This window comes from Allobosea sp. GW821-FHT09G06 (genome assembly GCF_059416005.1).
The window spans coordinates 265,347-291,506 of record NZ_JBWKOI010000003.1 but is presented as its reverse complement, the minus strand read 5'-3'; the positions used below and the strand labels follow the sequence as shown (position 1 = coordinate 291,506).

Below are 26,160 nucleotides of genomic sequence, written 5' to 3'. Positions count from 1 at the left end.
CGCTGGCCAATCCCGGCAAAGCCTGCTTTCTGAATTCGTCAGCCGTCTCAGGGCGCAGAATCAGATGCCGGATGCCTTGGCCGAGCGCCCGAGCGCGCTGCAACTCTTCCTGATCTTCGCGCGGATCGGGCTGACCAGCTTCGGCGGCGGCCTGAGCGGCTGGATGCTCCGGGAATTCGTGCAGCGACGGCGCCTGATGAGCGAGGAGGATTTCCTCAACGGGCTCTCGGTCGCGCAGGCCCTGCCCGGCGTCAACGTCACCAACATGGCGATCTGGATCGGCTACAAGCTCGGCGGCCGCAACGGTGCCATCGCCTCCTGGCTCGGCATCGTCGTGCCGGCCGCCTTCGTCATCGTGCTGATCGGCAGTGTCTTCGCCTCGCTCGCCGGCTATGAACTCAGCCATATCGCGCTCAGCGGCGCAGCCTCGGCGGCGATCGGCCTGTCGCTGGCGATGGGCCTGACCGCCGCAAGGCGCGTGCCGCGCCGGGTGTTCCCGCTCGCGATCATGGCCGCAACCTTCGTCGCCGTCGCGATCCTGAAATGGCCATTGCTCTGGACGGTGCTCGGCTTCGGCTCGCTCAGCGTCGCCGTGACCTACCGGGACGGCTGAACGCCTTTTTGTTTTGGTCGCATGTTCGCTGCGCGGACCTGCGGTTCTTCACGCGAACCGGTACCCACTTCGCTCGAAAATACTTTAGGCCATGCAATCCCTGCCCTTCAGCATCCTGCTCGTCTTCCTGCCGCTCTCGCTGGTGACCATTGGCGGCGGGCAGAGCGCCATCGCTGACATGCATCGCCAGATCGTCGACGTGCATCACTGGATGAGCGCCGCGCAGTTCGTCGATGCCTTCGCCATCGCGCGGCTGGCGCCGGGGCCGGGCTCGCTTCTGGCCACGCTGATCGGCTGGCAGATCGCCGGGTTCTGGGGCGCGGTCGCGGCCACTGCCGGCATCTTCGGGCCGACCGCCTTCCTGATCTACGGGGTCGCCCATATCTGGTCGCGCTACGAGGGTGCCCGGCTGCTGCGCGCGCTCGAAAAGGGCCTGCGACCGGTCGCTGCGGGCATGATCCTCGCCGCCAGCTATGTACTGATCCAGTCGCTCGACACCGGCTGGCTCGGCCGGGGGATCGCACTCGTCTCGACCGCCCTGCTGTTGCTGACCTCGGTCAATCCGCTGCTGCTGATCGCTGGCGGCGCCGGCTGTTTCGTCGGGCTTCACCTGCTGGCACTGATTTAAGCGCCTTTCGCCGCATCAAAACCTGATCGCAGCGCAAGCGGCGCATATATATCGAACATCAAAACTCAGATATCGTCCATAAATGTCTTTACAAACCCGCATTCTATAATAATTATATTATATATAGCGTTCAGTTTTGAATTATATTAATTATTATATTATCGATTCATAAAGAATCAACTTGCGAATCTTTTCACAAGACTATTAGACGCCCCAGATATGGGACTGGGGTTACGTGATGAATAATAATTCTAAGCTGGCTTTCCTGGCGGCATTGCTGTCGACGACCGCCCTTTCGGTGGCTCAGGCGCAGACGCCGCAAGCTAATGGGAACAGCGGCGAACAGACGATCTCGCTCGATCAGATCACGGTCACCGCGACGCGCGGCGAGAAGCAGGTGCTCGATGTTCCCGGCACCGTCAGCGTGATCACGCGGCAGGATATGGAGCAGCGGATCACCCGCGACACGCAGGATCTCGTGCGCTACGAGCCCGGCGTCATCGTCAACCGCCAGACCTCCGGAACCGACCCGTTCGGCAACTACGGCGGCTTCACCATCCGCGGCGTCGGCGGCAACCGCGTGCAGATGCAGGTCGATGGTTCGCGCGTGATCGAGCGCATCACCGACGGCAACCGCGACTTCGTCGATCTGCCCTTCCTCAAGAATGTCGAGATCGTGCGCGGCCCGGGCTCGGTGCTCTGGGGCGCCGATGCGCTGGGCGGCATCGTCGCATACCGCACGCTCGATCCGCAGGAACTGCTGAAGGGTCGCAAGGACAAGCCCTGGGCGGTCAAGATCGATACGAGCTATGACAGCTTCGACCGCTCTCTCGTGAAGACCGGCATCGCCGCCTACAGCTTCTCGCCCGCCTTCGAGGCGATCGTCGGTGTGAGCCATCGCACGGCGCAGGAAGGCAAGCTGAGCAAGGCGCGCGCCGATGGCGGGCGCTGGGGCTGCCCGGTGCCGACCCTGCGCTTCCTGGGCTGCAACCAGCTCAACCCGATCGACACGGAGGTCTGGAACGCGTTCGGCAAGCTCGTCTTCAAGCCGACGGCCGACCATACAATCAAGCTGACCGGCGAGTATTTCGACAACGACACGCGGGCGAACCAGCTCTGGGACTACAATGTCGTCAGCCTCGGCACCCGTAACGGCGCCTATATCCGCGACCAGACCAAGAGCCGCCAGCGCATCGCGATCGAGCATGAGTGGCAGGCGGGCTTAAGCTTCCTCGACTCCGTCCGCTGGCAGGCCTCGTTCTCGCCGCAGGAGCGCGAGGTCATCAACAACCGCCTGCAGACGCTCTCGAACGGCCAGCAGCGCTTCACGCGCGGCCTGCTCGACTACAAGGAGCGCTTCTCGCAGCTCGACATCCAGGCGAAGTCTAGCTTCGCGCTGGGGCCGACCTTCCACCGGCTGACCTATGGCTTCCAGGGCGACGTCACGCGCACCGACTACAAGCGCCGCGACGACGTCCGGAACCTGACGACCGGCGTGACCACCACGACGATCGCCGGCGGCTTCAACTTCGCCAATGCCACGACGACGCGCTACGACTTCTACCTGCAGGACGAGATCGAGCTCCTGGACGGTCGCTGGACGATCACGCCCGGCCTTCGCTACGCCAATTACAACATCGATCCGCGCCTCGGGCAGGGCTACGTCATCGTGCCCGGCAAGGCCCCGCGCGAACTGGATTCGCACCGCGTGATCCCGCAGGTCGGCACGCTCTTCAAGCTCGACGAGACCTATTCGCTCTATGCCCGCTATGCCGAGGGCTTCAAGATGCCGACGGCGCAGCAGCTTTACACTTCACTGCCCTTCGGCACCCAGAACCTGATCCCCAATCCGGATCTCCGCCCGGAGAAGGTGAAGTCCTACGAGGCCGGCGTACGCGGCCGCTTCGCCGATGGCTGGTTTTCGGTCGGCGCCTTCCATGCCGACTACAAGGACTTCATCCAGGAGCTCTACGAGGTGCCCGGCACGACCGACATCACCTCGCGCAACCTGTCGCGCGTGAAGATCTCCGGCATCGAGGCCTCGGCCGAATGGCGTTTCCAGGAACGCTGGGTCGGCCATCTCGCCGTCAGCTACCAGTACGGCAAGCAGCGCAAGGAGCAGGGCTCGCCCATCGTTCCCTATAATATCAGCCCGCTCAAGGCTGTCGCCGGCCTCAAGTACCTGATGCCGGAATACGGGCTGGAGGCCGAGGTGATCGGCACCTTCGCAGCCGGCGCCACGCGCGCGGACGCTCCGACCACGTTCAAGCCCGGCGGCTATTCGGTGTTCGACGCCTATCTGAACTGGAAGCCGACCAGTTCCATCACCGTGCGCGGCGGCGTGCAGAACATCTTCGACCGGCGCTATTTCGCCGATGTCCTGAACTACGCCAAGACAGCGACCGCAGCGACTGCCGCGACCAATCCGCTGGAACTGCAGACGGCCCCGGGGCGCACTTTCAAGCTCGCCGCTTCCGTCGAGTTCTGACCCTGTTCGAGACGCCGCGCCACGAGGCCCGGCGGATCAGCGGCGCCCCGGTCGAGACCCCGGGGCGTCGCAACCCTTTTGGAGACCATGATGAGCAACGAGACCAATCCGCGCGAAAAGCTCGCGCAAGCGCCGGCCGAAATCCTGCAAAGCCTGCCCGCCATGGGCCGCGTGATGCTGAGCACGCGCTCCGGCGGCGCGACCCATGAACGGATGGGCGCTGTCGAGACGGTGACCATCTCCGGCAACGAGGCCCGTTTGTCCGGCGCCTTCCATGACAGCCGCATCGACCTGACCACGGTCGTCGGCATCGTCGCCGACCGGACCAGCAAGATGCGCGAGCGCGTGCTGCCGCGCCTGGAATGCCAGGACGCGTCCGGCGAGACCCTGTTCAGCCTGATCGGGCTCGATGGGTTGGAGCCCTTCGACAAGGCGCTCGAGCCGTACGGCGCCGGCGAGAAGCTGGAGCCGGTCCAGCGCGAGGCGCCCGGCAGCGGCGGCTCGGCGGACGTGCCGGAAGACGATCTCGGCGCCCGCAGCTTCGCGGCGATCCTGGCCAGCGGCCAGGCAATCGCGATCGATGTCGAACGTTCCGGCCTGTTCCAGCATTGGCAGGGCGCCCTGCCCGAACCGAAGCCAGCCATGGGCTTCGTCAACATCATGCAGGGCGATTTCCACCTGCATCTCAAGGCCGGGGCGGTCTCCGGCTGGGCGCGGACGGACAACGCGGGGACCGTGGCGCTCGAAGCCCGCGACAGCGAGGGCAAGGGTTTCGGCCTCGTCCTGCGCGGCCCGGCGGCCGCCTTCGCGGAGGTTCCGGATGTCGATGTCGTCGGCGGCTGAACCGGCACCGACGGGCGCGACCTACGCCCATCCGCGCGCGACATGGCTCTGCCCGGATACGGGCCGGCTGCTGGCGCAGGGCGAGCTGATGCAGGCGATGGCGCGGAAGCGCGTCGTCCTGCTCGGCGAGACACATGACGTCGCCGAGATCCATCGCTGGCAACTGCACGTCACCACCTGCCTGCATCAGCTGCGGCCACAGATGGCGGTGGGCTTCGAGATGTTCCCGTTGCACATCCAGCCGGTGCTCGACGCCTGGGTCGCGGGCGAGATGGGCACCGCGACCTTCCTCGAGCGTAGCGAGTGGGCTGATGTCTGGGGTTTCGACCCCGAACTCTACCTGCCGCTGTTCCATTTCTGCCGGCAGCAGCGGGTGAAGATGCTGGCGCTGAACTGCCACCGCCCACTGGTCACGCGGGTCGGTCAGGTCGGCTGGGAAGCCATCCCGGTCGCGGAGCGCGACGGGGTCACGCCGTCTGCGCCGGCAACCGATGGCTATCGCGACTATCTGGCCGCGATCACCGGTCGCTTCAGCGGGTCGGCCAAGCCGGAGGCGATGGCGCCTGAGCGCTTCGATCGCTTCGTGCGGGCACAGCAATGCTGGGACCGCTCCTTCGCCTGCCGCATCGCCGATCACCTCGCTGAGGCGACCGACGATCCGCTGGTCGTCGGCATCATCGGGCGCGGCCATCTCGAATATGGTCATGGCACGCCATTCCAGCTCCGCGATCTCGGCATCGAGGATATCGCGGTCCTGCTGCCGGCAACCGATGCCGCGCCCGAAGCGGAACCACTCGCGGGCATCGCCGACGCGCTGTTCCGGCTCGATACGCCCGAGCCGCCGCAATCGCGGCGGACGCCGCGGGCGGCATCATGAGAGCCGTGCTCTCCCAGATCATCGGGTTGACCCGGCTCTGCATCGCCGGGCCGGGCGGCAAGATCGGCGCGCTCTATTTCCTGATGATCTTCGGGCTCGGCCTCGCCGGGGTGCAGGTCGGCGTGCGCCTGATCGCCTGGACCGCCGATTTCTATAACGCGCTGCAAAAGCTCGATGTCGACGGCGCACTCAGGCAGATCGCGATCTTCTTCGGGCTGATCGCGATAAGCGTCGGCATCCATCTGGCCAGCGCCTATCTGCGCAAGATGCTGCAGATCCGCTGGCGGCGCGCATTGACCGAGGCCGCGCTCGACCGCTGGCTGGCCGGCAAGGCCTATTGGCACCTGCGCGAGCGCACAGACCACGGGCTCGACAATCCCGACCAGCGCATCGCCGAGGATTGCCGCATCTTCGTCGAGAAGCTCACGATCGAGGGGCTCGAACTCGCCACCAACATCATCGCGCTGGTGACCTATGTCTCGATCCTGTGGTCACTCTCGACCTTCGCGCTATCGTTCCACCTGTTCGGCCATGCCATCGAGATCCCGCGCTACATGGTCTGGGCGGCGCCGCTGTATGTGGCCGTCGCCACCCTCATCACGCACGGACTCGGCCGCCCGCTGAAGGCGCTGACGGTCGAGCAGCAGAAGCGCGAGGCCGATTTCCGCTTCTCGCTGGTGCGCCTGCGCGAACATGTCGAGGGCGTGGCGCTGGCCGATGGCGAGCCGGCGGAGCGGCGTCTCTTCCGCGAGCGCTTCGGCGCGATTGCCGGGAATTGGCAGAAGCTCGCCAATCGCGAACTGATCCTCGGCTTCTTCACGCGCCCCTATTTCCAGACCGTGCTGCGTATTCCGCTCTTCCTGGCGTTGCCGGCCTTTCTCGCCGGGCACGTCACCTTCGGCGGGCTGATGCAGATCGGCTCGGCTTTCCAGAACGTGGTGACGACGCTGTCCTGGTTCGTCTTCTCCTATCGCGACCTGACCGAGCTCGCCGCGGCGGCCAGCCGCCTGTCGCATTTCATGCGGGCAGCCGAGGGCGCGGCCATGCCGGCAAGCGGCCCTGCCCTGCATAAAACCGGCAATGCGGAGCTGCGGCTGCGCGACCTCGTCCTCGCAACGCCTGCGGGGCGCCGCCTCCCGCCCGTCCCGGACCTGAAGCTGAAGGCTGGCGGCAACTATTGGCTCGCGGCCCCCTCCGGCCATGGCAAGAGCACGCTGGCGAAGGCGATCGTCGGGCTTTGGATGCATGGTGAGGGCCGGATCGACCGACCGGAAGGGCGCATGCTCGTCCTGCCACAGCAGCCCTATCTGCCGCTCGGGAGCTTGCGTTCCGCACTGGCCTATCCGCAATCGCCGGAGGCCGTCGAGGACGCGACCTTGCGCCGGGCGCTCGCCACTGTCGGGCTGGAGGAACTCTGGTCGCTCGACGAGGACGGCTGGACGGACAAGCGGCGCGGGCTCTCCGGCGGCGAGCAGCAGCGCTTCGCATTGGCGCGCGCGCTGTTGCAGGCGCCCGACTGGCTGGTGCTCGACGAAGCGACGAGCGCGCTCGATGTGGAGTCGGAGGCGCAGTTGCTTTCGGAATTGCGCCGGTCGTTGCCGGCGAGCACGCTGGTCCTGATCGCGCATCGCGCCCCTCAGGGCCTCGGCTCGCTCCAGATGATCGAGTTGAGGCAGCAGCCACCACGGCCAGAGGCAGCCCCCGCCACTGCCCTCGCGCAAGCCGAGCCGGTAAGCTGAGCGAAGATGAGTCGCCTCCCCTTTTCGCCGACCTCCTGATGGCCATTCCCTCGCTTTCCGAAGCTGCCGCCGCCCTGCGGCGGCGTCTCTCCCAATGGCGCGACGTGCCGCGGCTGCTGCGCTCGCTGTGGCAGACCAGCCCACGGCTCTTCGCGGCGATCGCGGCACTGCGCCTGCTGCGCGCGCTCCAGCCGCCGGCGATGCTCTTCGTCGGCAAGCTGATCATCGACGAGATCGTGCTCCAGACGCGGACGCCGGCTCCCGGTCCCAACCTCTCCGATTGGCTGGAGAGCGGCCGGGCCTCGGCGCTCGCCGGCTGGATTCTGATCGAGTTCCTGCTGGTCGCCGGCGGCAACGCGCTCAACCGGCTGGGAACGCTGGTCGAAGGCCTGTTGTCCGAGCGCCACGGCTTCGCGATGGGCGCGCAGCTCGTCGAACGCGCGGCCGAACTCGACCTCCGGGATATCGAGGGCAGCGCCGCACAGGACAAGCTGCAACGCGCCAATGCCGCGACGATGCTCGGCTACCAGCTCGTGACCAATCTCCTCACGCAGCTCCAGAATGCGGTGACGCTGTTCGCGCTTCCGGCCGGCCTGGTGTTCTTCGTGCCCTGGCTAATCGTGCTGCTGCTCGCGGCCCTGCTCCCGACCTTGCTGGTCGAGGCGCATTTCAATGCCCGGCAGTACAAAGCGGCGATGGCGTTGATCCCGGAACGGCGGCGCCTCAACTATCTCCAGCATGTCGGCTCCTCCACGCATGCGGCCAAGGAGGTGAAGCTGTTCGGCCTGGGCAGCTACATCGCCGGCCTGCTGCGGGAGGTCGCGGAGCGCATCATCGCCACGAACCGCCGGCTGGCCGTGCGGCGCGCCACCTGGAGCAGCCTGTCGGGCGCCATCGGCTCGCTCGCCTATTACGCGGCCTATGCCGTGGTCGCCTGGCGCGCCCTGACAGGCGAGCTCAGCATCGGCGATCTCACCTTCCTGGCCGGCTCGCTGATGCGGCTCAACGGGTTGTTCGAAGGGCTAATCGTTGGCCTCTCGCAGATCACGTCGCAGGCCCAGTATCTCGGCGATCTCTATGCCTTCCTCGACATGCGCTCGACCGTGGTGTCTCCGGCGCACCCGCGCGCCTTTCCCGCACCCCTCCGACAGGGCGTGACGTTCGAGGATGTCGGTTTCCGCTATCCCGGCAAGCCGGACTGGGCCTTGCGTCATTTCAGCTTCGCCCTGCCGGCCGGCGAGACGCTCGCGCTCGTCGGCGAGAACGGCGCCGGCAAGACCACCATCGTCAAGCTGCTGACCCGGCTCTACGAGCCGGACGAAGGCCGCATCCTGATCGACGGCATCGATATCCGCGACATCCCGCTGCCGGCGCTACGCGAGCATGTCGGCGCGATCTTCCAGGATTTCATGCGCTACAACCTGACAGCCTCGGAGAATATCGGTGTCGGCCGGGTGATGCGGATCGGCGAGCGGCCGGCGATCGTCGAGGCTGCGCGCAAGAGCCTGGCCGATCCCGTTATCACCGGCCTGCCAGAGGCTTACGACCAGATGCTCGGACTTGGATTCCAGAGCGGGCTCGATCTCTCGGGAGGGCAGTGGCAGAAGGTCGCCATCGCGCGGGCCTATTTCCGCGACGCGGCAATCCTGATCCTCGACGAGCCGACCGCGGCGCTCGACGCCCGCGCCGAGGCCGAGATCTTCGAGCGTTTTCGCCATCTCAGCGCCGGCAAGACAGTGCTGCTGATCTCGCACCGCTTCTCGACGGTGCGCATGGCCGACCGCATCCTCGTGCTGGAAGGCGGCGCCATTCTCGAACAGGGAAGCCATGCCGAACTCATGGCGCAGGACGGGCGTTATGCCGAGCTGTTCAAGCTGCAGGCTGCCGGGTTCCAGTAGCGCAGCGGCGTTCTCGGGCGGGCGGAGTGCCGCGCGTTTCCTTCTCCCCTTGCGGGAGAAGGTGCCGGCAGGCGGATGAGGGGTCGCACAACGCTTTCCGTCATTGCGAGCGCAGCAAAGCAATCCAGAGAGCTGGGTGAGAGGTTCAACCCAGTCCCCCTGGATTGCTTCGTCGCTTCGCTCCTCGCAATGATGGATGAGGCAGTGCGACCCCTCATCCGGCCCTTCGGGCCACCTTCTCCCGCAAGGGGAGAAGGAAACCCGTGCTAGCGCCCGCGGATCAAATCGGCCGCCTGATAGCTCCAATAGGTCAATTGGACCGCCGCCGTGCCGAAGGGGCCGCCGTTCCAGACCAGACCGAAGGGCGCGAACAGCTTGTAGCGGTCGCTGGCGCCGCGGATTGCCTCGGCGATGACGGTGCCGCCGATCGCGGTGGTGTTCATGCCGTGGCCGCCGAAGGCGGTGCAGTACCAGACGCCCGGCCGGTACTGGCCGATCTGCGGCATGAGATGGCGCGCATAGGACATCAGGCCCGACCAGGCGGCTTCGACCTTCAGCTCCGCGAGTTGCGGATAGGTCGTCACCATCTCGTGGCGCAGGATCGCGGCGACGTCGCTGGGCTCGGTCGTGCGCGTGGTGATGCGCCCGCCCCAGAGGATGCGCGAGCCGCCCTCGACCGTGCGGTAATAGTCGCCCGCGCGCCGGTCGTCGCCGACGCCGGTACCGATGCGGATCGCAGAGCGGATAAGGTCCGGGGCGGCCTCGGTCAGCAGCACATAGGTCGCGATCGGGATATAGGCGCGGCGCAAGGCCGGCAGCACATCACCGGTATAGCCGCCGGTGGTGAACAGCACTTGGTCGGCTTCGATCGTCGCCCTGGCCGTCTTCAACTGCTTCACCGCGCCGTCGAGCTCGCAGGAGATGACCGGCGAGCCCTCGTGGATCCTGCCGCCGAGCCGGACGATCTCGCGGGCGAGAGCGCGAGCATAGTTCAGCGGGTGGAAATGGAAGGAATCGTCGGCGGTCAGCGAGGCGTGGTATTTCGGCGAATTGAGCAGCGCGCGCGTCTCGTCGCGGCCGAGATAGCGCAGTTTGCGGCCGAAGCGCTTCTCCTGCGTGTCGCGCACCGCCTGAAGCCCGGCGCCGCCATCATAGCGCACGACCTTCATGATGCCCGGCGACGGCGCGGCCTCGGTGATCCCCAGGCTATCGATATTGCCTCGGACGATCTCGACGCCCTCCATCGTCAGGCGATAGAGTTCGTCGGCCTGGTCGCGGCCGGTCTGACGCTCGATCGCGGCGAGCGAGGTCGCATAGCCCGGGCTGACGAAACCGCCATTGCGGCCAGACGCACCCCAGGCGACGCGTTCGGCCTCCAACAGCAGGACTGAGCGGCCGGCACGGGCAAGGTTGAGCGCGGCGGTGAGGCCAGCGAGGCCGCCGCCGACGATGCAGATATCCGTCTTCAGCGTGCCTTCGGCCGGCGCGTAGCTCTCCTCGGTCGCGAGGGTGCGGCGGTAATAGGTGTCGATATAGGAGGACATGCGGTCTCGCGAAAGCGGGCGGCGGGTTGTTTTCGTTGTCGGCTTGCGCGGGCCGCCACCGGTTTTCCCGGCAGCGGATCGCGGATTTCAGTGCTTACTCGGCGGCTTCGGCCGTGCGCGAGCCCGGCGGGTCGAAAGCCTGGATCGGCGGCAGGTTGCCGTCGAAGCGCGCGACATGAACCGTGGTGAGCTGGCCGGTGCAGCCCTGCGCCAGCGCCGAGGTGCCGATATCGCGGGTCAGCACGTTCGGATTGCCGTGGACGCAGAGCGGCTTGTCGTCGTTCGGGTCGGCGGGATCGTACCAGGCGCCAGTCGGCAGCTGGATCACGCCCTTGCGGATGCCGTCGGTGACATGGACCGCGGCAAGGCAGGCGCCGCGCTCGTTCGAGAGCCGGATGATGTCGCCGTCGGCGATGCCGCGCAGCGCCGCATCGTCCGGATGCATATGCGCAACCTCGCGGCCGCGATGCTTGGCGTCGCTGCTGTGGCCGCCGAAATCGAACTGGCTGTGCAGCCGGGTCCGGGGCTGGTTCGCGACGAGCACATAGGGGTTGGCGTCATCGGGGACATTGGTCGCGCCGAGCCAGGTGGGGTGGCCGGGGCAATCCGCCTCGCCGAAGCCGGCGATGGTCTCCGAGAAGATTTCGAGCTTGCCTGATGGCGTCGGCAGCGGTGCAGCCACCGGATCGGCGCGGAAGGCGCGCAGCTTGCCGCCATCGTCCGGCTGCTGCGGCAGGTCGAAGCCCTCGCCCGCCCAGAACTCGGCGAAGCTCGGTGCCGGCAGGCCCTTCTCGGCAAGAGCCGTGCGGGTCGGTTCGTAGAGATGCTCCAGCCATTGCCGGGCGGTGCGGCCCTCGGTGAAGGCCTCGCCCGTGCCGAGCCGCTCGGCGAGATCGGCGAAGATCGAATAGTCGTCGCGCGCCTCGCCATAGGGCGCGACCACCGGATGCATCGGCACCAGCAGCGGGTCGTTGGGGTTGCCGCCGATATCCTCGCGCTCCAGCGTCATCGTGCAGGGCAGCACGATATCGGCGTGGCGGGCGGTCGCGGTCCAGGCGAGCTCGTGCACGACCAGTGTGTCGATGCTGGCGAAGGCCTCGCGCAGGCGGTTCAGGTCCTGATGGTGGTGGAACGGGTTGCCGCCGGCCCAGTAGACCAGCTTGATCTCGGGATAGGTCCGGGTCTGGCCGTTATAGCGATAGGTCGTGCCCGGGTTGAGCAGCATGTCGGAGATGCGCGCGACCGGGATGTAGTCGCTGATCGGGTTCCTGCCTTGCGAGAAGGTCGGCATCGGGACGGCATTGTAGCGCCGGCCGTAATAGGCGATGGCGCCAAGGCCGTAGCCATAGCCGCCGCCGGGAAGGCCGATCTGGCCGAGCGCCGCCGCGAGCACCATGCCCATCCAGACCGGCTGCTCGCCATGGGCCGCGCGCTGCAGGGCGTGCGCGACGACGATGAGCGCGCGCTTGCCGTGGAGGCGCTTGGCCAGCGCGACGATCTCCTCGGCCGGCAGGCTGGCGATGGGAGCAGCCCAGTTCGCATCCTTGGGCTGGCCATCGGTCGCGCCCAGCAGATAGCGCTCGAAGACCGGCCAGCCGACTGTGTAGCGATCGAGGAAGGCGCGGTCATGCAGGCCATTGACCACGAGCGTATGGACCAGCGCCAGCATCAGAGCGGTATCGCTACCCGGCCTGTTGGCGACCCAGTCGGCGTGGGCTCCGGCCGGCAGGTCGCTGCGCAGCGGGCTCACCAGCACGAATTCGCAGCCGCGCTCCTGCGCCCGCTCCATCGCGCCGCGCTCGACATGGCGGCTGGTGCCGCCGCCGGCGACCATGCTGTTCTTCAGCGCCATGCCGCCGAAGGCGAGCACGATCTCGCTATGGTCGGCGATTTGCTCCCAGGAGACGTTGCGCTTCACCAGGTCCTCGTAGTCGCCGATAATATGCGGCACGAGGACGGAAGACGCGCCCGAGGAATAGCTGTTGACCGATTTCACGTAGCCGCCGGTCGAGGTGTTCAGGAAGCGGTGGATCTGGCTCTGGGCGTGGTGGAAGCGCCCGGCACTGGCCCAGCCATAGGAGCCGCCGAAGATTGCGCCGGGCCCGAAATCGTCGCGCACGCGGCGCAGTTCGCCTGCGAGCTTGTCGAGCACCGCCGACCACGACATCGGCACATATTCGTCGCGGCCGCGGCGGTCGTCGGGACCCGGCCCGTTTTCCAGCCAGCCGCGGCGGACCATGGGCTGGGCGATGCGGGCGCGGTGGCGTAGCGCGGCCGGGAAATTCTGGATGATCTCGTTGGGATCGGGATCGCCCTCATGCGGACGGACCTCGAGCTGCCCTTCCTTCATGCGGGCCGAGAACACGCCCCAATGCGAGGTATGCGGACGAAAAGCTTCGCTTTCGGTCACAGCTTCGCTTGCCGGAACGATCGGAGCCGCCATCGTCTTCACCCTCACCTTTTCGGACTGAAACAGCCCTTCCCTCATTCCGCTGGTCCGCGGCCAACCGCAAGGGGTTTTCGCGGATTGCGGACAAGCGCCGCACGCTTGGCCGGATGCAGAAAGGGCCCGGCTGATGGAGCAGCCGGGCCCTTCTTCATGTCAGCGGACGAATGGTCCGATGCTTAGCGGATCGGCGCCGCGTATTGCAGGCCGCCATTGCTCCACAGCGCGTTCTGGCCGCGCGCGATCTTGAGCAGCGACTTCTCGCCGAGATTGCGCTCGAACATCTCGCCGTAATTGCCGGCCGCCTTGATGGCGTTATAGGCCCAGTCATTCTTGAGGCCGAGCGCCTCGCCGAAGGTGCCTTCCTTGCCGAGCAGGCGCTTGATCTCGGGATTGTCCGACTTCGCGCGCAGCTCGTCGACATTCGCCTGGGTCACGCCGAGCTCCTCGGCCGTGATCTGGGCAAAATGGACCCAGGTGACGATATCGAACCACTGGTCGTCACCATGGCGCGTGACGTAGCCCAGCGGCTCCTTCGAGATCGTCTCCGGCAGGACGATGTGATCGGCCGGCGCCTTGAAGCGCATGCGCTCGGAATAGAGGCCCGACGCGTCGGTGGTGAAAGCGTCGCAGCGGCCGCTCTCATAGGCCTCGGTCGCCTCGTTATTGGTGGCGAAGGTCACCGGCTCGAACTTCATGTTGTTCTTGCGGAAATAGTCCGCAGTGTTGAGCTCGGTCGTGGTGCCCTGCTGGATGCAGATCGAGGCGCCGCTCAACTCCTTCGCCGACTTGATGTTCAGCGACTTCTTCACCATGAAGCCCTGGCCGTCATAGTAGTAGGTCGCGCGGAAATTCTGGCCGAGCGTCGTGTCGCGGCTCATGGTCCAGGTCGTGGTGGCGGCGATGAGATCGGTCTCGCCCGACTGGAGCGCGGTGATCCGGTCCTTCGACGGCAGCTGGATGAACTTCACCTTGGCTGGATCGCCGAAGACGGCCGCAGCCAGGGCCCGGCAGTAATCGGCATTGATGCCGGTCAGGACACCATTCGCGTCGGGAACGGCGAAGCCGGCGAGATTCGCCCCGGTCCCGCAGTTCAGGACGCCGCGCGACTGAATGGTTTTCAGGGTCTGTGCTTCCGCCGACACCGAAACGGTGCAGACGACAGCAGCGGCAAGCGCCAGGGTCAACTTCATAATTCCATCCCCAGATGACAGTAGTGCCGACGATGTTCCACGCGGCCCGGCTCCCGTCAATCGCCAGCACGCGTGGGCACGGCTTCTTCCGAGGCGGAACGATCGCCGGTCAGTTGAGGGACCCGATCGGACGCGCCTCCCCGCAGGCAACCTCCCTGATGTCATGAATTCCATCCCGTTGCCCGCACAGCTGATCGAATCTACGGCGCGGCAAGGCGATAATTATGTGCGGCCTGTCGCTTCTCACCGGAATCTACCCGGCTTGCGGTGCACACATTGCGATTGCACAGCTGTGCGAAAATCTATCGAAACCCGTTGACATTCGCAGGCTGGCCGTGGACCAATGGGAAGCCGGCTCATCAGAGCACGGCACGAAACCGCCGAGAAACGGCGGAAGCGGGCGGCAAGGGCCACTTCCCTTGACCCGCCCCGAAAAGACGAAGCCTGCCGGTCCAACCGGTGGGCACGGAGGAAACGGAATGGTCGAAGGGCTTATTGTCCGGCGCGACGCACACGCGTGCATTGCCTTTACCCTGTCACGCCCCGCCAGCAGAGCGGCGTGAAGCGATGAGCAGTTCCCCGATCGCCCGCAGCGCCGGCCCGGTTCCCGCATCGATCCCGAGCAGCGGCAGCCGGCTGAATGCCCTGCGCTATCGCGCGAAGGTCGCACTCACCGGGCCGACCACCTTCATCGGCCTGCTGCTTGCCGGCCTCTTCACCTACCTGATCGTCATGCCGGTGCTGTCGATCCTGTTCGACGCCGTGCGGGTGCAGTTCGGCGACGAGCGCCGCCTGCGGGCGAGCGCCGGCGACTTCACCACCTATTATCTCGAGCGCGCCTTCACCTCGCGGGTCGCGCGCGACCTGTTCTGGGGGCCATTGGCCAACACGCTGACGGTGGCGGCCAGCGCGATTGCGCTCGCGATGATCATCGGCGGGGTGCTCGCCTGGCTGCTCAGCCGCACCGACATGTTCGGCCGGCGCTGGTTCGCGACCGCGCTGATCGTGCCCTACATGCTGCCGGCCTGGACCTTCGCGCTGGCCTGGACGACCCTGTTCAAGAACCGCACCGTCGGCGGCCAGCCGGGCTGGCTGGAGGCGATGGGCCTGACGCCGCCGGACTGGCTCGCCTATGGCCGGCTGCCGATCACCATCATCCTCGCCCTGCATTATTCGCCCTTCGTGATCCTGCTGTTCGGCAATGCGCTGCGCCGCTTCGACAGCCAATTGGAGGATTCCGCCCGCATCCTCGGCGCGAACCGGCTCACCGTCGCGCGCCAGATCATCCTGCCGCTGATGCAGCCTGCGCTGCTCTCGGCGATGGTGCTGATCTTCGCGAAATGCCTCGGCGAGTTCGGCGTCGCCTATGTGCTTGGCCTGCCGGTCGATTTCGACGTGCTCGCGACGTCGCTCTATCGCAGCATCTCGTCGCGCCAGTCCGCCGTCGCCGCCGTGCTCGCCGGCTCGATCATGCTGATCGGCGTCATCACGCTGATGATCGATGCAAGGCTGCTCAAGGAAGCCCGCCGCTTCGTCACCATCGGCTCCAAGGGCTCGATGAGCCGGCTGAGCCCGCTCGGCATCCTGCGCTGGCCAGCCACGGTCTTCGCCGCCCTGATGTTCGCCTTCAGCGTCGGGCTGCCGCTGCTGACGCTCGCGCTCTCGACCGTGATGCGCCAGCCCGGCAACTTCGCGCCGGCCAATTTCACCCTCGACTACTGGATCGGCCGCGACCTCAACACCGTCGCGATGAAGAGCGGCGTGCTGTTCACGCCCGATCTCTGGCAGGCGGCCTGGAACAGCCTGTCGATCGTCGGTGTCGCCTCGGTGACCTCGGGCGTGCTCGGCCTGCTCGTCGGCTATGTCGTGGCGCGCACGCCGGTCCGGCCGCTCGCCGCCTTCCTGCGCCAGGTCACCTTCATGCCCTATCTGGTGCCGGGCATCGCCTTCGCCGCCGCCTATCTCTCACTCTTCGCGGTGCCGCGCGGACCGATCCCGGCGCTCTACGGCACGGCGGCGATCCTGATGCTCGCGCTCATCGCCGACCAGATGCCCTATGCCTCGCGGGCCGGCGTCGCGGCGATGATGCAGCTCGGCAAGGACCCGGAGGAAGCGGCGCAGATCGCCGGCGCCGGCTGGTTCCGCCGCCTCATCGCCATCGTGATCCCGATCCAGAAGGGCGCGCTGACCACCGGGATACTGCTGCCCTTCATCTCCGGCATCAAGGGCCTCAGCCTCTTCGTCGTGCTCGCCGTGCCCGGCACCGACGTGCTCACCACATATTCGCTGCGCCTGATCGACTACCACTACACCCAGGCGGCCAATGCCGTGGTGCTGATCATCGCCGCGATCTCCTATTTCGGCACACTCGCGGGCCAGAAGCTGACCAAATCCAATCTCGCGCAAGGACTAGGGAACTGAACCATGCCCAGGATCAACCTGCGCGGCGTCGCGAAGAACTACGGGGTTGCGGGGGCGAATGCCGTCTCCGGCCTCGATCTCGAAATCGGCGACGGCGAATTCATGTGCCTGCTGGGGCCGTCCGGCTGCGGCAAGACCACGACGCTTCGCATGATTGCGGGGCTTGAGAACCTCAGCGCCGGCGAGATCCAGGTCGGCGCCCGCATGGTCGACAGCGTCGGCGCCGGCATCTTCGTGCCGCCGGAGAAGCGCGAGATGGGGCTGGTCTTCCAGAGCTACGCGCTCTGGCCGCATCTGACGATCGAGCGCAATACCGATTTCGGCCTGCGGCTGCGCAAGGTGCCCAAGGCCGAGCGCGAGGAGCGCGTGCAGCGCGTGATGAGTACGCTCGGCATCGAGAAGTACCGCGACCGCTACCCGTCGCAGCTCTCGGGCGGGCAGCAGCAGCGCGTCGCGCTCGCCCGCATGCTGGCGGTCAATCCCGAGGTGCTGCTGCTCGACGAGCCGCTCTCCAATCTCGACGCGGCGCTGCGCCTCGAAATGCGCGCCGAGCTCAAGCGCCTGCATCGCGAGTTCAAGACCACGATCGTCTTCGTCACCCATGACCAGTGGGAGGCGATGACGCTGGCGACCACCATCGCCGTGATGAGCGAGGGGCATCTGCAGCAGGTCGGCACGCCCAACGACATCTATGACTGGCCGGCCAACCGCTTCGTCGCCCAGTTCGTCGGCAATCCGCCGATCAACATACTGGAGCTCGGCGAGGCGCCGACGCCGGTCGCGGCCAGCGCCGGCCAGTGGCTTACAGCCTTCTCGGGCGGACTTGCGGAAGCCGGCTCGGTCGGCATCCGGCCGGAGGCGCTGAAGGTCACGACGGGGGCAGCGCCCGAAGGCGCCTTTTCCGGGAAGGCGGAGGTCACCGGCATCCTGCCGACCGGCGGAAGCTGGATCGTCGAGCTCACCGTGCCGGGCGGCAAGCTGTTCCAGACCACGCATGAGATGCCCGCGATCGAACAGGGCGAGGCCGTGAATTTCTGGGTCGAGCCGCGCGCGCTGCATGTCTTCGACAAGGCCGGCAACCGCACCGCCGCCGCCGATCAGGCGCTGCGCCCTGCCCGCCGCCACTGACGCGAACCGAAGGAGATGCCCATGACATCAAGCATTCCCGCCCGGCTCCGCCTCGCGGCTTCGGCCGCCGCCGTAGCGCTGGTGGCCGGCCTGTCGCCGGCCGTCGCGCAGCAGGCGGAACGCTTCGACCTGAACGCGCTGATCGCGGCGGCCAAGGCGGAGAAGCCGATCACCGTCTATGCGGTCACCGGCAAGATCGTCGAGACCGCCAAGGCTTTCTCCGAGAAATACGGCCTGAAAGCCACGGGCAAGAAGGTCAACGAAGCGACACAGGCCGACCTGCTCGTGCGCGAGGCCCGCGCCAATAACGTGATCGGCGATGTCAGCGTCGCCATCGACGTCTCGACCGCGATGACCGAGCTTCTGCCGCAGGGCATCGTCGAGAGCTGGGTGCCGCCCGATATCGCGCCGGATGTGCCCGAGGCGATGCGCAAGCCGCTCGTCATCGTCACCGACCCGCATGTCTGGACCTACAATACGGCCGCCTACAAGACCTGCCCTGTCACCAATATCTGGCAATTGACCGAGCCCGAGTGGAAGGGCCGGGTCGCGATGCTCGATATCTACGACAAGCCGCTCTACGCCGACTGGTTCAACCAGATGGCGACGCATCACGACGCCGCCATGGCCAAGGCCTACAAGGACCTCTACGGCAAGGAGCTGAAGACGACGGAGGCCAGCGCCACCGCCGCCTGGGTCAAGGCCTATGCCCGGAACGCGCCGATGATGGGCGACAGTGGCACGGTTGCGGAGGCTGCGGGCGCCGCCAACCAGGCCAAGCCGTTCTTCGCGCTGGTCTCGACCGCGAAATACCGCGACAACCTCACAGCCAACATGAAGCTCGGCATCTGCAAGGATCTCAAGCCCTTCGCCGGCTTCACCTATCCCGGCCTCGGCCTGATCGCGAAAAACACGAAGAGCCCGGCGACAGCCAAGCTCTTCATCCATTACCTGATGACGACAGAGGGCATCGCGCCGCAGATCGTCGACGGCAAGATTCCGACCAACGCCAAGATCGCCATGCCGGCCGACGAGCCCTCGGGCGTCGGCGCGGTGCTCGGCCAGCTCATGACGTTCAACGCCACTACCGCCGGCGACGATGCCGACAAGCGCCAGGACTGGCAGGATTTCTGGCGGCTCAACTACAAGAAATAAGACGGGAAACGGCCCGACGAGGCCGGGAAACAACCAGGGAGAGCGACATGACACCACATCGTCCATCATCGCGTCCGCGAGCCTTGGCCGGGTTGATCGCCGGCCTGCTGACCGCGACCCTCGCCGGCCCCGCCGCAGCGCAGGGCGTGGCGCCGTTCGACGAGGCCGCCGCGCTTGCAGCGGCGCGCAACGAGCCGCCGATCACGATCTATGACAGCACCGGCAAGATCGTCGACATGGCCAAGTCGTTCGCGGCCAAATACGGGCTGAAGGCGACCGGCGTGAAGGTCTCCGCTACCAGCCAGCTCGAGATGATCATCCGCGAGGCGCAGGCCAACAACGTCAAGGGCGACGTGGTGCTGCTGACCGACACGCCGGCGGCGCTGGCCCAGCTGCTGCCGGAGAAATTCGTCTACAGCTTCCTGCCGGAGGACAAGGCGGCCAAGATTCCGGAACTCTACCGCAATCCCCTCGCGATCAGCATCAACGCCACGGTCTGGGCCTATAATACGGAGGTCTACAAGACCTGCCCGGTCACCAATATGTGGCAATTGACCGAACCGCAGTGGAAGCGCCGGGTCGCCTATTTCGACCCGCTCTCACGCAGCAATTTCAACGACTTCATCAACCAGATGGCGACGCATCACGACGCCGCCGTGGCCAAGGCCTACAAGGACCTCTACGGCAAGGAGTTGAAGACCAGCGAGGAGAGCGCCACCGCCGCCTGGGTCAAGGCCTTCGCCGCCAACGCGCCGCTCGTTTCCGACACGGACGAACGCATCTCGGAAGCGGTCGGCGCGCCCGGCCAGAAGGAGCCGTTCTTCGGCTTCATGTCCTCGGCCAAGTTCCGCGACAACAAGGACAAGGGCTACAAGCTCGGGCTGTGCGAGAGCTTTTCACCCTGGCCGGCCTGGTCCTACACCAAGCTCGCGATGATCGCGACGAAGACCAAGAGCCCCAACGCCGCCAAGCTCTTCATCAACTACATCCTGACGCCTGAAGGCATCATGCCGCAGGTCGTCGACGGCAAGGTGCCGACCAATCCGGAGATCAAGCTGCCGGATGACGAGCCGTCGGGCCTCTCCGCCGTGCTCGACCGCCTGCTGCCCTTCAATGCCAAGACCGGCCTCGACGACTGGGACCGGCGGCAGGATTGGCAGGACCTCTGGCGCTCCGCCTACAAGAAATGAGCCCTCTGGAGAGGGCGCCCAGGAGCGCCCTCTCCTTTCCCCACTGCCCGGACACATGAAGACCGCCATGACCGCATCTGCCTCCTTGCGGCGCCCGCGCGCGCTCCTGCTCGATTTCGGCGGCGTCATCGTCGAGACGGCCAAGGTACCGGGCTGGGAGACCGCTCTCGCGGCGCGTGTCGCTGAAGTCCTCGCAGAGGCCGGGGCCCCGGCGCTGCGGCCGGCGCGGATCGTGGCCGACATCGCCGCCGGCAGCCTTGCCGACAAGCATTGGAAGAACGCGATGTCGCGGCTCTTCTCCCCGCGCGAGCTGGATCAGGAGGAGTTCTGGAGCGATTTCGTCGCGGCCGACTGGCCGATCGCGGCGCGCGTCGCCGTCACGCGCCGGGCGCGCGAACTCTGCGAGGCGATGGGCCATCTGCGCAGCAAGCGCACGCTGCGCCGGGGCCTGATCCAGCTGCTCGACGCCTGCGACCGCGAGACGATACCGGTCGGCATCGTCAGCAATGCGCTGGCGGGCCAGGTCCATCTCGATTTCCTCACAGAGAACGGCTTGCGCCAGCGCTTCGCCGTCGAGATCCACAGCGATGCCGTCAGGATCCGCAAGCCCAATCCCGAGATGATCTGGCTTGCTACCCGCGCGCTCGGGATCGATCCTGCCGAGGCCTGGTATGTCGGCGACAATTTCGACCGCGATGTGCTCTGCGGCCGCCGCGCGGGCGTCGGTGGCGTCATCCTCATGGAAGCCGGCGGCACCTACGACAAGCCCTACGCGCTCGAAGGTCTCACGCCGGATGCGGTCGTCGCCGATCCCGCCGGCCTCCTCACCCTGTTCGAGAGCGCCTGCGCCGGAGTAGCCGATGATGCCGCCTGATCAATCCGCGACGCTGCGCGATGTCGCCGAGCGCGCCACGCGGCTGGTGCAGCCTGCCCTGCTCGCCGCCTTCCGCTCGACCATGGCGGTCGATTTCAAGGTTGATCGCCATGATGTGGTGACACGCCATGACCGCGAGAGCGAGGCGGCGATCCGCGCCTTCCTGCTGGCCGAGGTGCCGGATTCCGAGGTCGTCGGCGAGGAAGCCGGCGCCAGCGGCTCCGGCCGGGTCAAATGGTATGTCGATCCGATCGACGGCACCGCCAATTTCGCGCGCGGCCTCGCCTTCTGGTGCGTCTCGGTCGGCGCCGTCGTGGATGGCGAGATCGTCGCGGGCGCGATCCTCGACCCCGTCGCGGACACGCTGTTCTCCGCCGATATCTCGGGCGCCTGGTGCAATGGCGAGCCCATGCGCTCGAACGCCGTGCCCGACGAGCAGCATGCCACGCTGATCACCGGTTACCCGGTCGCGCGCGATTTCCGGCTCGACGGGCGCGAGGTCGCCCTCGACCGCTTCGCGCGTTTGACCGAGACGTTCTCGACCCTGCGCCGGCCGGGCAGTGCGGCGCTCAGCATCGCTCATGTCGCGGCCGGCTGGGTCGATGCCGCCGCGGGCTTCGGCGTCAACGCCTGGGATGTGGCGGCAGCGATCCTGATCCTGCGCCAGTCCGGTGGGCACTATCGCGGCTTCACGCTCGGCAAGGCAGGCGCTGATGCTTCGGAATTGTTCTGCCCCGGCTATGTCGCGACCGGCGCGGGCGCGGACTATCCGACCCTTCAGGGCGTCGCCGAGGCGATCTCGACCACGCGCATCGCCAAGGCTTCGGTTCAGCAGCGCGCCGCAGTCGGTTGAAGATCACTGCGAGCGACGAATGTTGACGTTTTCTGCACAGCTGTGCAAATCACCTCGGCCCGATCGGGCCCTTCGCCTTCGGGAAACCCGGCCATGACGTCCAGCTCCGCCCTGCTCGCCCCTGCCGCCGCGTTCGATCTCGACGCGCGCGCCGCCTTTTGCGTGGCGCTGGCCCGATCGGCCGGCGAGATCGCCCGCAAGGGCTTTGCCGCCCGCGCCGCCGCCGGGCCGGATGCCGGGATCGGCATGAAAGGGCCGCAGGATTTCCTGACCGAGACCGATACGGCGGTCGAGCGCCATATCAAGGCGCGCCTGGCCGAGAGCTTCCCCGAGGACGGCTTTCTCGGCGAGGAAACCGGCGGCACCGTCGAGGGCCATGTCTGGGTCGTCGACCCCATCGACGGCACGGCCAATTTCGCCCGCGCGATCCCGCATTTCTGCATCTCGATCGCCTTCGTCACTGACGGCGAGATCGAGATCGGCGCGATCTACAATCCCGCGCTCGACGAGTTGCATTTCGCCCGCAGTGGCCATGGCGCGACCCTGAACGACCGCCCGATCCGGGTTTCCCGCACCAACGCTTATACGGCGGCCTGCGTCGAGCTTGGCTGGTCGAACCGCCTGCCCAACGCGACCTATCTCGCCGTACTCTCGGATCTGCTGGAGCGCGGCACGAATGTCCGGCGCGCGGCCTCGGGCGCGCTCGGCCTCGCTTATGTCGCCGACGGTCGCTCGGACGGCTATGCCGAATTGCACATGAACCCGTGGGACTGCCTCGCCGGGCTCTTGCTCGTTCGCGAGGCCGGCGGCCGGGTCGGTCCCTTCCTCACGCTCAACGGGCTGGCCAAGGGTGGCGGCGTTCTCGCCGCCGCGCCCGGCATCGCCAGCGGCATGAGCGCGGCGACCGGCATCCCGCTCGAACCGTGACGACAGGCTACCCCCCGATGCATGACGACAGCCCGCGCTACGAGCGCCCACCGCTGAGCCTGATCGAGCCGAATGTCACGCCCTATGGCGTCGAGCTCTATATCGGCGGCATGGAGGCGGCCGGCGATGTCGACCTGCTGAAGCGGCACGGCATCACGACCGTCGTCAACTGCGCGGTCAATCTCGACATCAACTATGCTGTGAAGCCGTTCCCGGATACGCCGCCCGGCAGCCTCTATGGCGGCGGGGCGCTACGCTACTACAAGATCGGCCTCGTCGACGGCGACGGCAATCCCGAGACCATGATGCTCGGCGGCTTCTATGTGCTGCGCGGCGCCTTCGCGCAGGTTCTGCCGAACCGGCCGACCTATCCGCTGCGCGAGCGCGGCAACGTGCTCGTCAATTGCCGCGCCGGCCGCAGCCGCTCGGTCGCGCTGGTCGGCCTGTTCCTGCATGTCGAGATGCCGGAGGTCTATCCGACGCTCGAAGCAGCCTATGCCCATGTCCGGGAGAAGCGCGAACTCCGGCCCGACGAATGGCACGAGACGCCGAAGCCGATGCTAGCCGCCGCAGCGGCCCGCGCCGCCGACTGGATTCGCCGGATCGACGCAGCTCAGGAACATGCGCCGGCATGACCCGCATCGCCGTCATCGCCGATCCGCATTTCCACGACGTGACCTATCGGGCAGGCCAGCCGCATGCGCCGCTCGCGGCCGTGCGCAGCCTTGCCGACACCGTCGCCTCCACGCGGGTGTTCAACGAGAGCTACCCGGCGCTCCCTGCCCTGCTCGACGATATCGTGGCGCGCGGCATCGAGCTGGTCATCCTCGTCGGCGATCTCACCGATGACGGCCAGCACTCGACGATGGCGGCTGCGACCGCCGTGCTGCAGGACTACAGCGCCCGCCACGGCCTGCGCTTCCTCGCCACGCCCGGCAATCACGATCTCTACGCCATCCATGGCCGGCACCAGTCGAAGCGCTTCCTCAATGCCGACGGCAGCCATGTGCTGGTGACGAGCGATCCCGAGGCCGACGCGGGGGATTCAACCGCGCGCATCGTCAGCCCGGACATGCATTGCGGCGGCTATGACAGCGCCATCCCCGCCATGGCCGAGCTCGGCTTTTTCCGGCGTCCCTGGCACCTGCATTGGGAAAGCCCGTTCGGGCCGGACGATGTGCTCTCGGCCCGCAGCTTCGATATCCGCTCGGCCGATGGCGGCACCATCAGGCGCATGATCGACAGCTCCTATCTGGTCGAGCCGGTCGAGGGCCTCTGGGTGCTCTCGATCGATGCCAATGTCTTCGAGCCGCGTGACGGCGACCGCGATCCGGCGCTGGAGAAGAGCTATATCGACAGCACCGATGCCGGCTGGAACGCGATGCCGCGCAACAAGCCCTTCGTGCTGGCCTGGATGCGCGATGTGGCGGCGCGCGCGAAGGCACTCGGCAAGACGCTGCTGGCCTTCTCGCATTATCCGGTGCTCGACCCGCTGAACGGCACCACCGCAGACGAGGCACGCCTGCTCGGCGACACCTCCTTCGTCCGCCGCGCGCCCACCGCCGCCACGGCCGAGGCCGCCGCCGCGACCGGGGTGCGCATCCATTTCAGCGGCCACCTGCATATCAACGACACGGCGCGGGTTTCGAGCGGCGACGACTGGCTGATCAATATCGCGGTTCCCTCGATGGTCGGCTTCCCGCCGGCCTACAAGATCGCGACCGTGGCGGAGGGGCGTCTCGACGTGGAGACCGTGGTGCTGGCCGAGGTGCCGGGCTTCGATCTCGCCTTCGATCTCTACAAGGCCGAGGCGAGGCTGACCGGCGAGGACGATGGCGGCATCGCCTCCACCACGAGCCACGGCGCCTTCCTCAGCACCCATCTCGCGGAGATGGTCCGCCGCCGCTACCTGCCGAAGGAGTGGCCGGCCGATCTCGCCGCGCTGGTGCCGCGCCTGACGCTGGCCGATCTCGACCGGCTGGCGGGGATCGCCGCGCCGCTCGCGCCCGCCGACGTGGTGCCGCAGGCCGCCGACCCGGAGGCGCTGCCCTTCTTCGAGCTGGTGGTGGACTGGTACAGGCTGCGCAAGGGCCGGCATGTCGCGCTCGATTTCATCGTGCCGGCGCGGCTCGATGCCTATCGCGCGCTGGCGACGCGCTACCGGGCCGGCCACTGGCCGGCGACGAGCGTACAGGCGCGCATCGCGAGCTTCCTCGCCATTCTCGAAAGCTATCTCGCGAGCCTGCCCTCGCGGAATTTCTCGATCGACCTCGCGACCGGCGCGGTCGCGGATCGCTTCACTTCGGCCTGACCGTGCGGCGCCAGACCGGCGTGACCGGAAACGTCGTGACCGTCGGGGAGCTGACGCCCGGCTCCCCGGCCGCGAGCTTCGCGATGATGTGGTCGGCCATCAGGTCGATCGGCTGGCGGAAGGTCGTGAGCCCGTAGGAGGCCCAGCCGGCCTGCTCGATATCGTCGAAGCCGACGACGCAGAGTTCGTCCGGCACCGCCATGCCGAACTCGGTGCGCGCGCCGTCGAGGAAGCCGCAAGCCAGTAGATCGGTGACGCAGAAGGCCGCATCCGGCCGGTCGGAGCGCGCCAGCAGCTGGCGGGCCGCCTCGTAGCCGGAGGCATAAGCCGTCGGCCCGGTCCGCGCGACCGTGACCTCGAAGCCCTCCGCAGCGGCAGCCTGTCGAAAGGCCTCCTCGCGCCCGACGATGCTGGGCGTGCCGGCGAGCGAGGACACCACGGCGATGCGCGAGCAACCGGCCCGGCGCAGCATGTGGAAGGCCTCGTTCGCCGCGGCGACATTGTCTACGACGATGTTCTCGGGACCGGTCACGGGATCATCGCGGTTGATCAGGATGACATGCTGGCCGCTGGCGACGCAGGTCTCGATCAGGGAAGCGGGCGGCGCGCCCGAGAGCACGATCGTCGCTTGGGCGCGGTAGTTCAGCGTCTGGCGCAAGGCCTTGGCGACGCTCTCGCCATCGCCCGAGGTATTGATCAGCATGGCGACCTGATTGATCGCCTGCAGACGGCGCGAAATCGCGTCGAGCATCCGCGACTGGTAGGGCGTGCCGACATCGCCCGCGATCAGACAGACGATGCCGCTGGATTCGTTGATCAGGCCGCGCGCCAGATGATTGACGTGGTAGCCGAGCGTCTGCGCAGCCTCCAGCACCCGCTCGCGCGTCGCCTCGGAGACGCTGGCGCCATCCGTGAAGGTACGCGAGACCGCCGAGCGCGAAACGCCCGCAAGTTCCGCGACCTGCTGCGCGCTGACGAAAGACCGGCCCCGCTTCGCTCCCGTCATCGTCCCTCCACGGCCATGCACGGAAT

At 67.0% G+C, this 26,160-nt stretch carries 20 protein-coding genes; 16 read left to right on the top strand and 4 right to left on the bottom strand.

Annotated features, from left to right (window positions below):
- Positions 1–64: 64 nt before the first annotated feature.
- The 7 genes from AC07NY_RS17610 (at position 65) to AC07NY_RS17580 (ending at position 9,086) form a co-directional block, all read left to right on the top strand.
- On the top strand, positions 65–613 hold the full coding sequence (locus tag AC07NY_RS17610) for a chromate transporter (RefSeq protein WP_492283667.1): 549 nt from the start codon (positions 65–67) through the stop codon (positions 611–613).
- A 91-nt stretch (positions 614–704) separates the two neighbouring features.
- Positions 705–1,241: a chromate transporter gene (locus AC07NY_RS17605; protein ID WP_494584913.1), complete on the top strand. Its 537-nt coding sequence runs from the start codon at positions 705–707 to the stop codon at positions 1,239–1,241.
- A 238-nt stretch (positions 1,242–1,479) separates the two neighbouring features.
- Complete coding sequence (locus tag AC07NY_RS17600; RefSeq protein WP_494584912.1) at positions 1,480–3,729, top strand: TonB-dependent hemoglobin/transferrin/lactoferrin family receptor; 2,250 nt, start codon at positions 1,480–1,482, stop codon at positions 3,727–3,729.
- A 90-nt stretch (positions 3,730–3,819) separates the two neighbouring features.
- Positions 3,820–4,572 (top strand): hypothetical protein, encoded by a 753-nt coding sequence (locus tag AC07NY_RS17595; RefSeq protein WP_494584911.1) that lies wholly within the window; start codon positions 3,820–3,822, stop codon positions 4,570–4,572.
- Positions 4,550–5,449, top strand: a complete 900-nt coding sequence (locus tag AC07NY_RS17590) for a ChaN family lipoprotein (protein WP_494584910.1) — start codon at positions 4,550–4,552, stop codon at positions 5,447–5,449. The genes AC07NY_RS17595 and AC07NY_RS17590 overlap by 23 nt, the downstream gene beginning before the upstream one ends.
- On the top strand, positions 5,446–7,188 hold the full coding sequence (locus tag AC07NY_RS17585; RefSeq protein WP_494584909.1) for an ABC transporter ATP-binding protein/permease: 1,743 nt from the start codon (positions 5,446–5,448) through the stop codon (positions 7,186–7,188). Before AC07NY_RS17590 ends, AC07NY_RS17585 begins: the two co-directional genes overlap by 4 nt.
- A gap of 38 nt (positions 7,189–7,226) precedes the next feature.
- Entirely contained in the window at positions 7,227–9,086 is a 1,860-nt protein-coding gene (locus tag AC07NY_RS17580; RefSeq protein WP_494584908.1) for an ABC transporter ATP-binding protein, read from the top strand.
- A 266-nt stretch (positions 9,087–9,352) separates the two neighbouring features.
- Here AC07NY_RS17580 and AC07NY_RS17575 read toward each other — a convergent pair whose 3' ends face one another.
- The 3 genes from AC07NY_RS17575 to AC07NY_RS17565 form a co-directional block, all read right to left on the bottom strand.
- On the bottom strand, positions 9,353–10,630 hold the full coding sequence (locus AC07NY_RS17575) for an NAD(P)/FAD-dependent oxidoreductase (RefSeq protein WP_494584907.1): 1,278 nt from the start codon (positions 10,628–10,630) through the stop codon (positions 9,353–9,355).
- Positions 10,631–10,724: 94 nt separating this feature from the next.
- Positions 10,725–13,073 (bottom strand): molybdopterin guanine dinucleotide-containing S/N-oxide reductase, encoded by a 2,349-nt coding sequence (locus tag AC07NY_RS17570; RefSeq protein ID WP_494584906.1) that lies wholly within the window; start codon positions 13,071–13,073, stop codon positions 10,725–10,727.
- Between the two features lie 182 nt (positions 13,074–13,255).
- Positions 13,256–14,272, bottom strand: a complete 1,017-nt coding sequence (locus AC07NY_RS17565; RefSeq protein ID WP_492284723.1) for an amino acid ABC transporter substrate-binding protein — start codon at positions 14,270–14,272, stop codon at positions 13,256–13,258.
- A 564-nt stretch (positions 14,273–14,836) separates the two neighbouring features.
- Here AC07NY_RS17565 and AC07NY_RS17560 point away from each other — a divergent pair.
- The 9 genes from AC07NY_RS17560 to AC07NY_RS17520 all read left to right on the top strand — a co-directional run bounded on the left by AC07NY_RS17560 (position 14,837) and on the right by AC07NY_RS17520 (position 25,128).
- On the top strand, positions 14,837–16,690 hold the full coding sequence (locus AC07NY_RS17560) for an ABC transporter permease (RefSeq protein ID WP_494584905.1): 1,854 nt from the start codon (positions 14,837–14,839) through the stop codon (positions 16,688–16,690).
- A gap of 3 nt (positions 16,691–16,693) precedes the next feature.
- Positions 16,694–17,818, top strand: a complete 1,125-nt coding sequence (locus AC07NY_RS17555) for an ABC transporter ATP-binding protein (protein WP_494584904.1) — start codon at positions 16,694–16,696, stop codon at positions 17,816–17,818.
- A gap of 21 nt (positions 17,819–17,839) precedes the next feature.
- Positions 17,840–18,973 (top strand): ABC transporter substrate-binding protein, encoded by a 1,134-nt coding sequence (locus AC07NY_RS17550; RefSeq protein ID WP_494584903.1) that lies wholly within the window; start codon positions 17,840–17,842, stop codon positions 18,971–18,973.
- Positions 18,974–19,020: 47 nt separating this feature from the next.
- Positions 19,021–20,163 carry an ABC transporter substrate-binding protein gene (locus AC07NY_RS17545; protein WP_494584902.1) on the top strand — a complete coding sequence of 381 codons (1,143 nt, stop codon included), beginning with the start codon at positions 19,021–19,023 and terminating at the stop codon, positions 20,161–20,163.
- 67 nt (positions 20,164–20,230) lie between these two features.
- On the top strand, positions 20,231–21,037 hold the full coding sequence (locus AC07NY_RS17540; RefSeq protein ID WP_494584901.1) for an HAD family hydrolase: 807 nt from the start codon (positions 20,231–20,233) through the stop codon (positions 21,035–21,037).
- Complete coding sequence (locus AC07NY_RS17535; protein ID WP_494584900.1) at positions 21,024–21,890, top strand: inositol monophosphatase family protein; 867 nt, start codon at positions 21,024–21,026, stop codon at positions 21,888–21,890. Before AC07NY_RS17540 ends, AC07NY_RS17535 begins: the two co-directional genes overlap by 14 nt.
- A gap of 93 nt (positions 21,891–21,983) precedes the next feature.
- Complete coding sequence (locus tag AC07NY_RS17530) at positions 21,984–22,817, top strand: inositol monophosphatase family protein (RefSeq protein ID WP_494584899.1); 834 nt, start codon at positions 21,984–21,986, stop codon at positions 22,815–22,817.
- Between the two features lie 17 nt (positions 22,818–22,834).
- Positions 22,835–23,452: a dual specificity protein phosphatase family protein gene (locus AC07NY_RS17525; RefSeq protein WP_494584898.1), complete on the top strand. Its 618-nt coding sequence runs from the start codon at positions 22,835–22,837 to the stop codon at positions 23,450–23,452.
- The gene (locus tag AC07NY_RS17520; RefSeq protein ID WP_494584897.1) at positions 23,449–25,128 is read left to right on the top strand and encodes a metallophosphoesterase family protein; all 1,680 of its coding nucleotides are present in this window, start codon (positions 23,449–23,451) and stop codon (positions 25,126–25,128) included. The genes AC07NY_RS17525 and AC07NY_RS17520 overlap by 4 nt, the downstream gene beginning before the upstream one ends.
- On the opposite strand, the gene AC07NY_RS17515 is transcribed toward AC07NY_RS17520, so the two are convergent.
- Positions 25,115–26,134 carry a LacI family DNA-binding transcriptional regulator gene (locus AC07NY_RS17515; RefSeq protein ID WP_494584896.1) on the bottom strand — a complete coding sequence of 340 codons (1,020 nt, stop codon included), beginning with the start codon at positions 26,132–26,134 and terminating at the stop codon, positions 25,115–25,117. The two genes, AC07NY_RS17520 and AC07NY_RS17515, sit on opposite strands and share 14 nt — an antisense overlap.
- Positions 26,135–26,160: the final 26 nt, after the last annotated feature.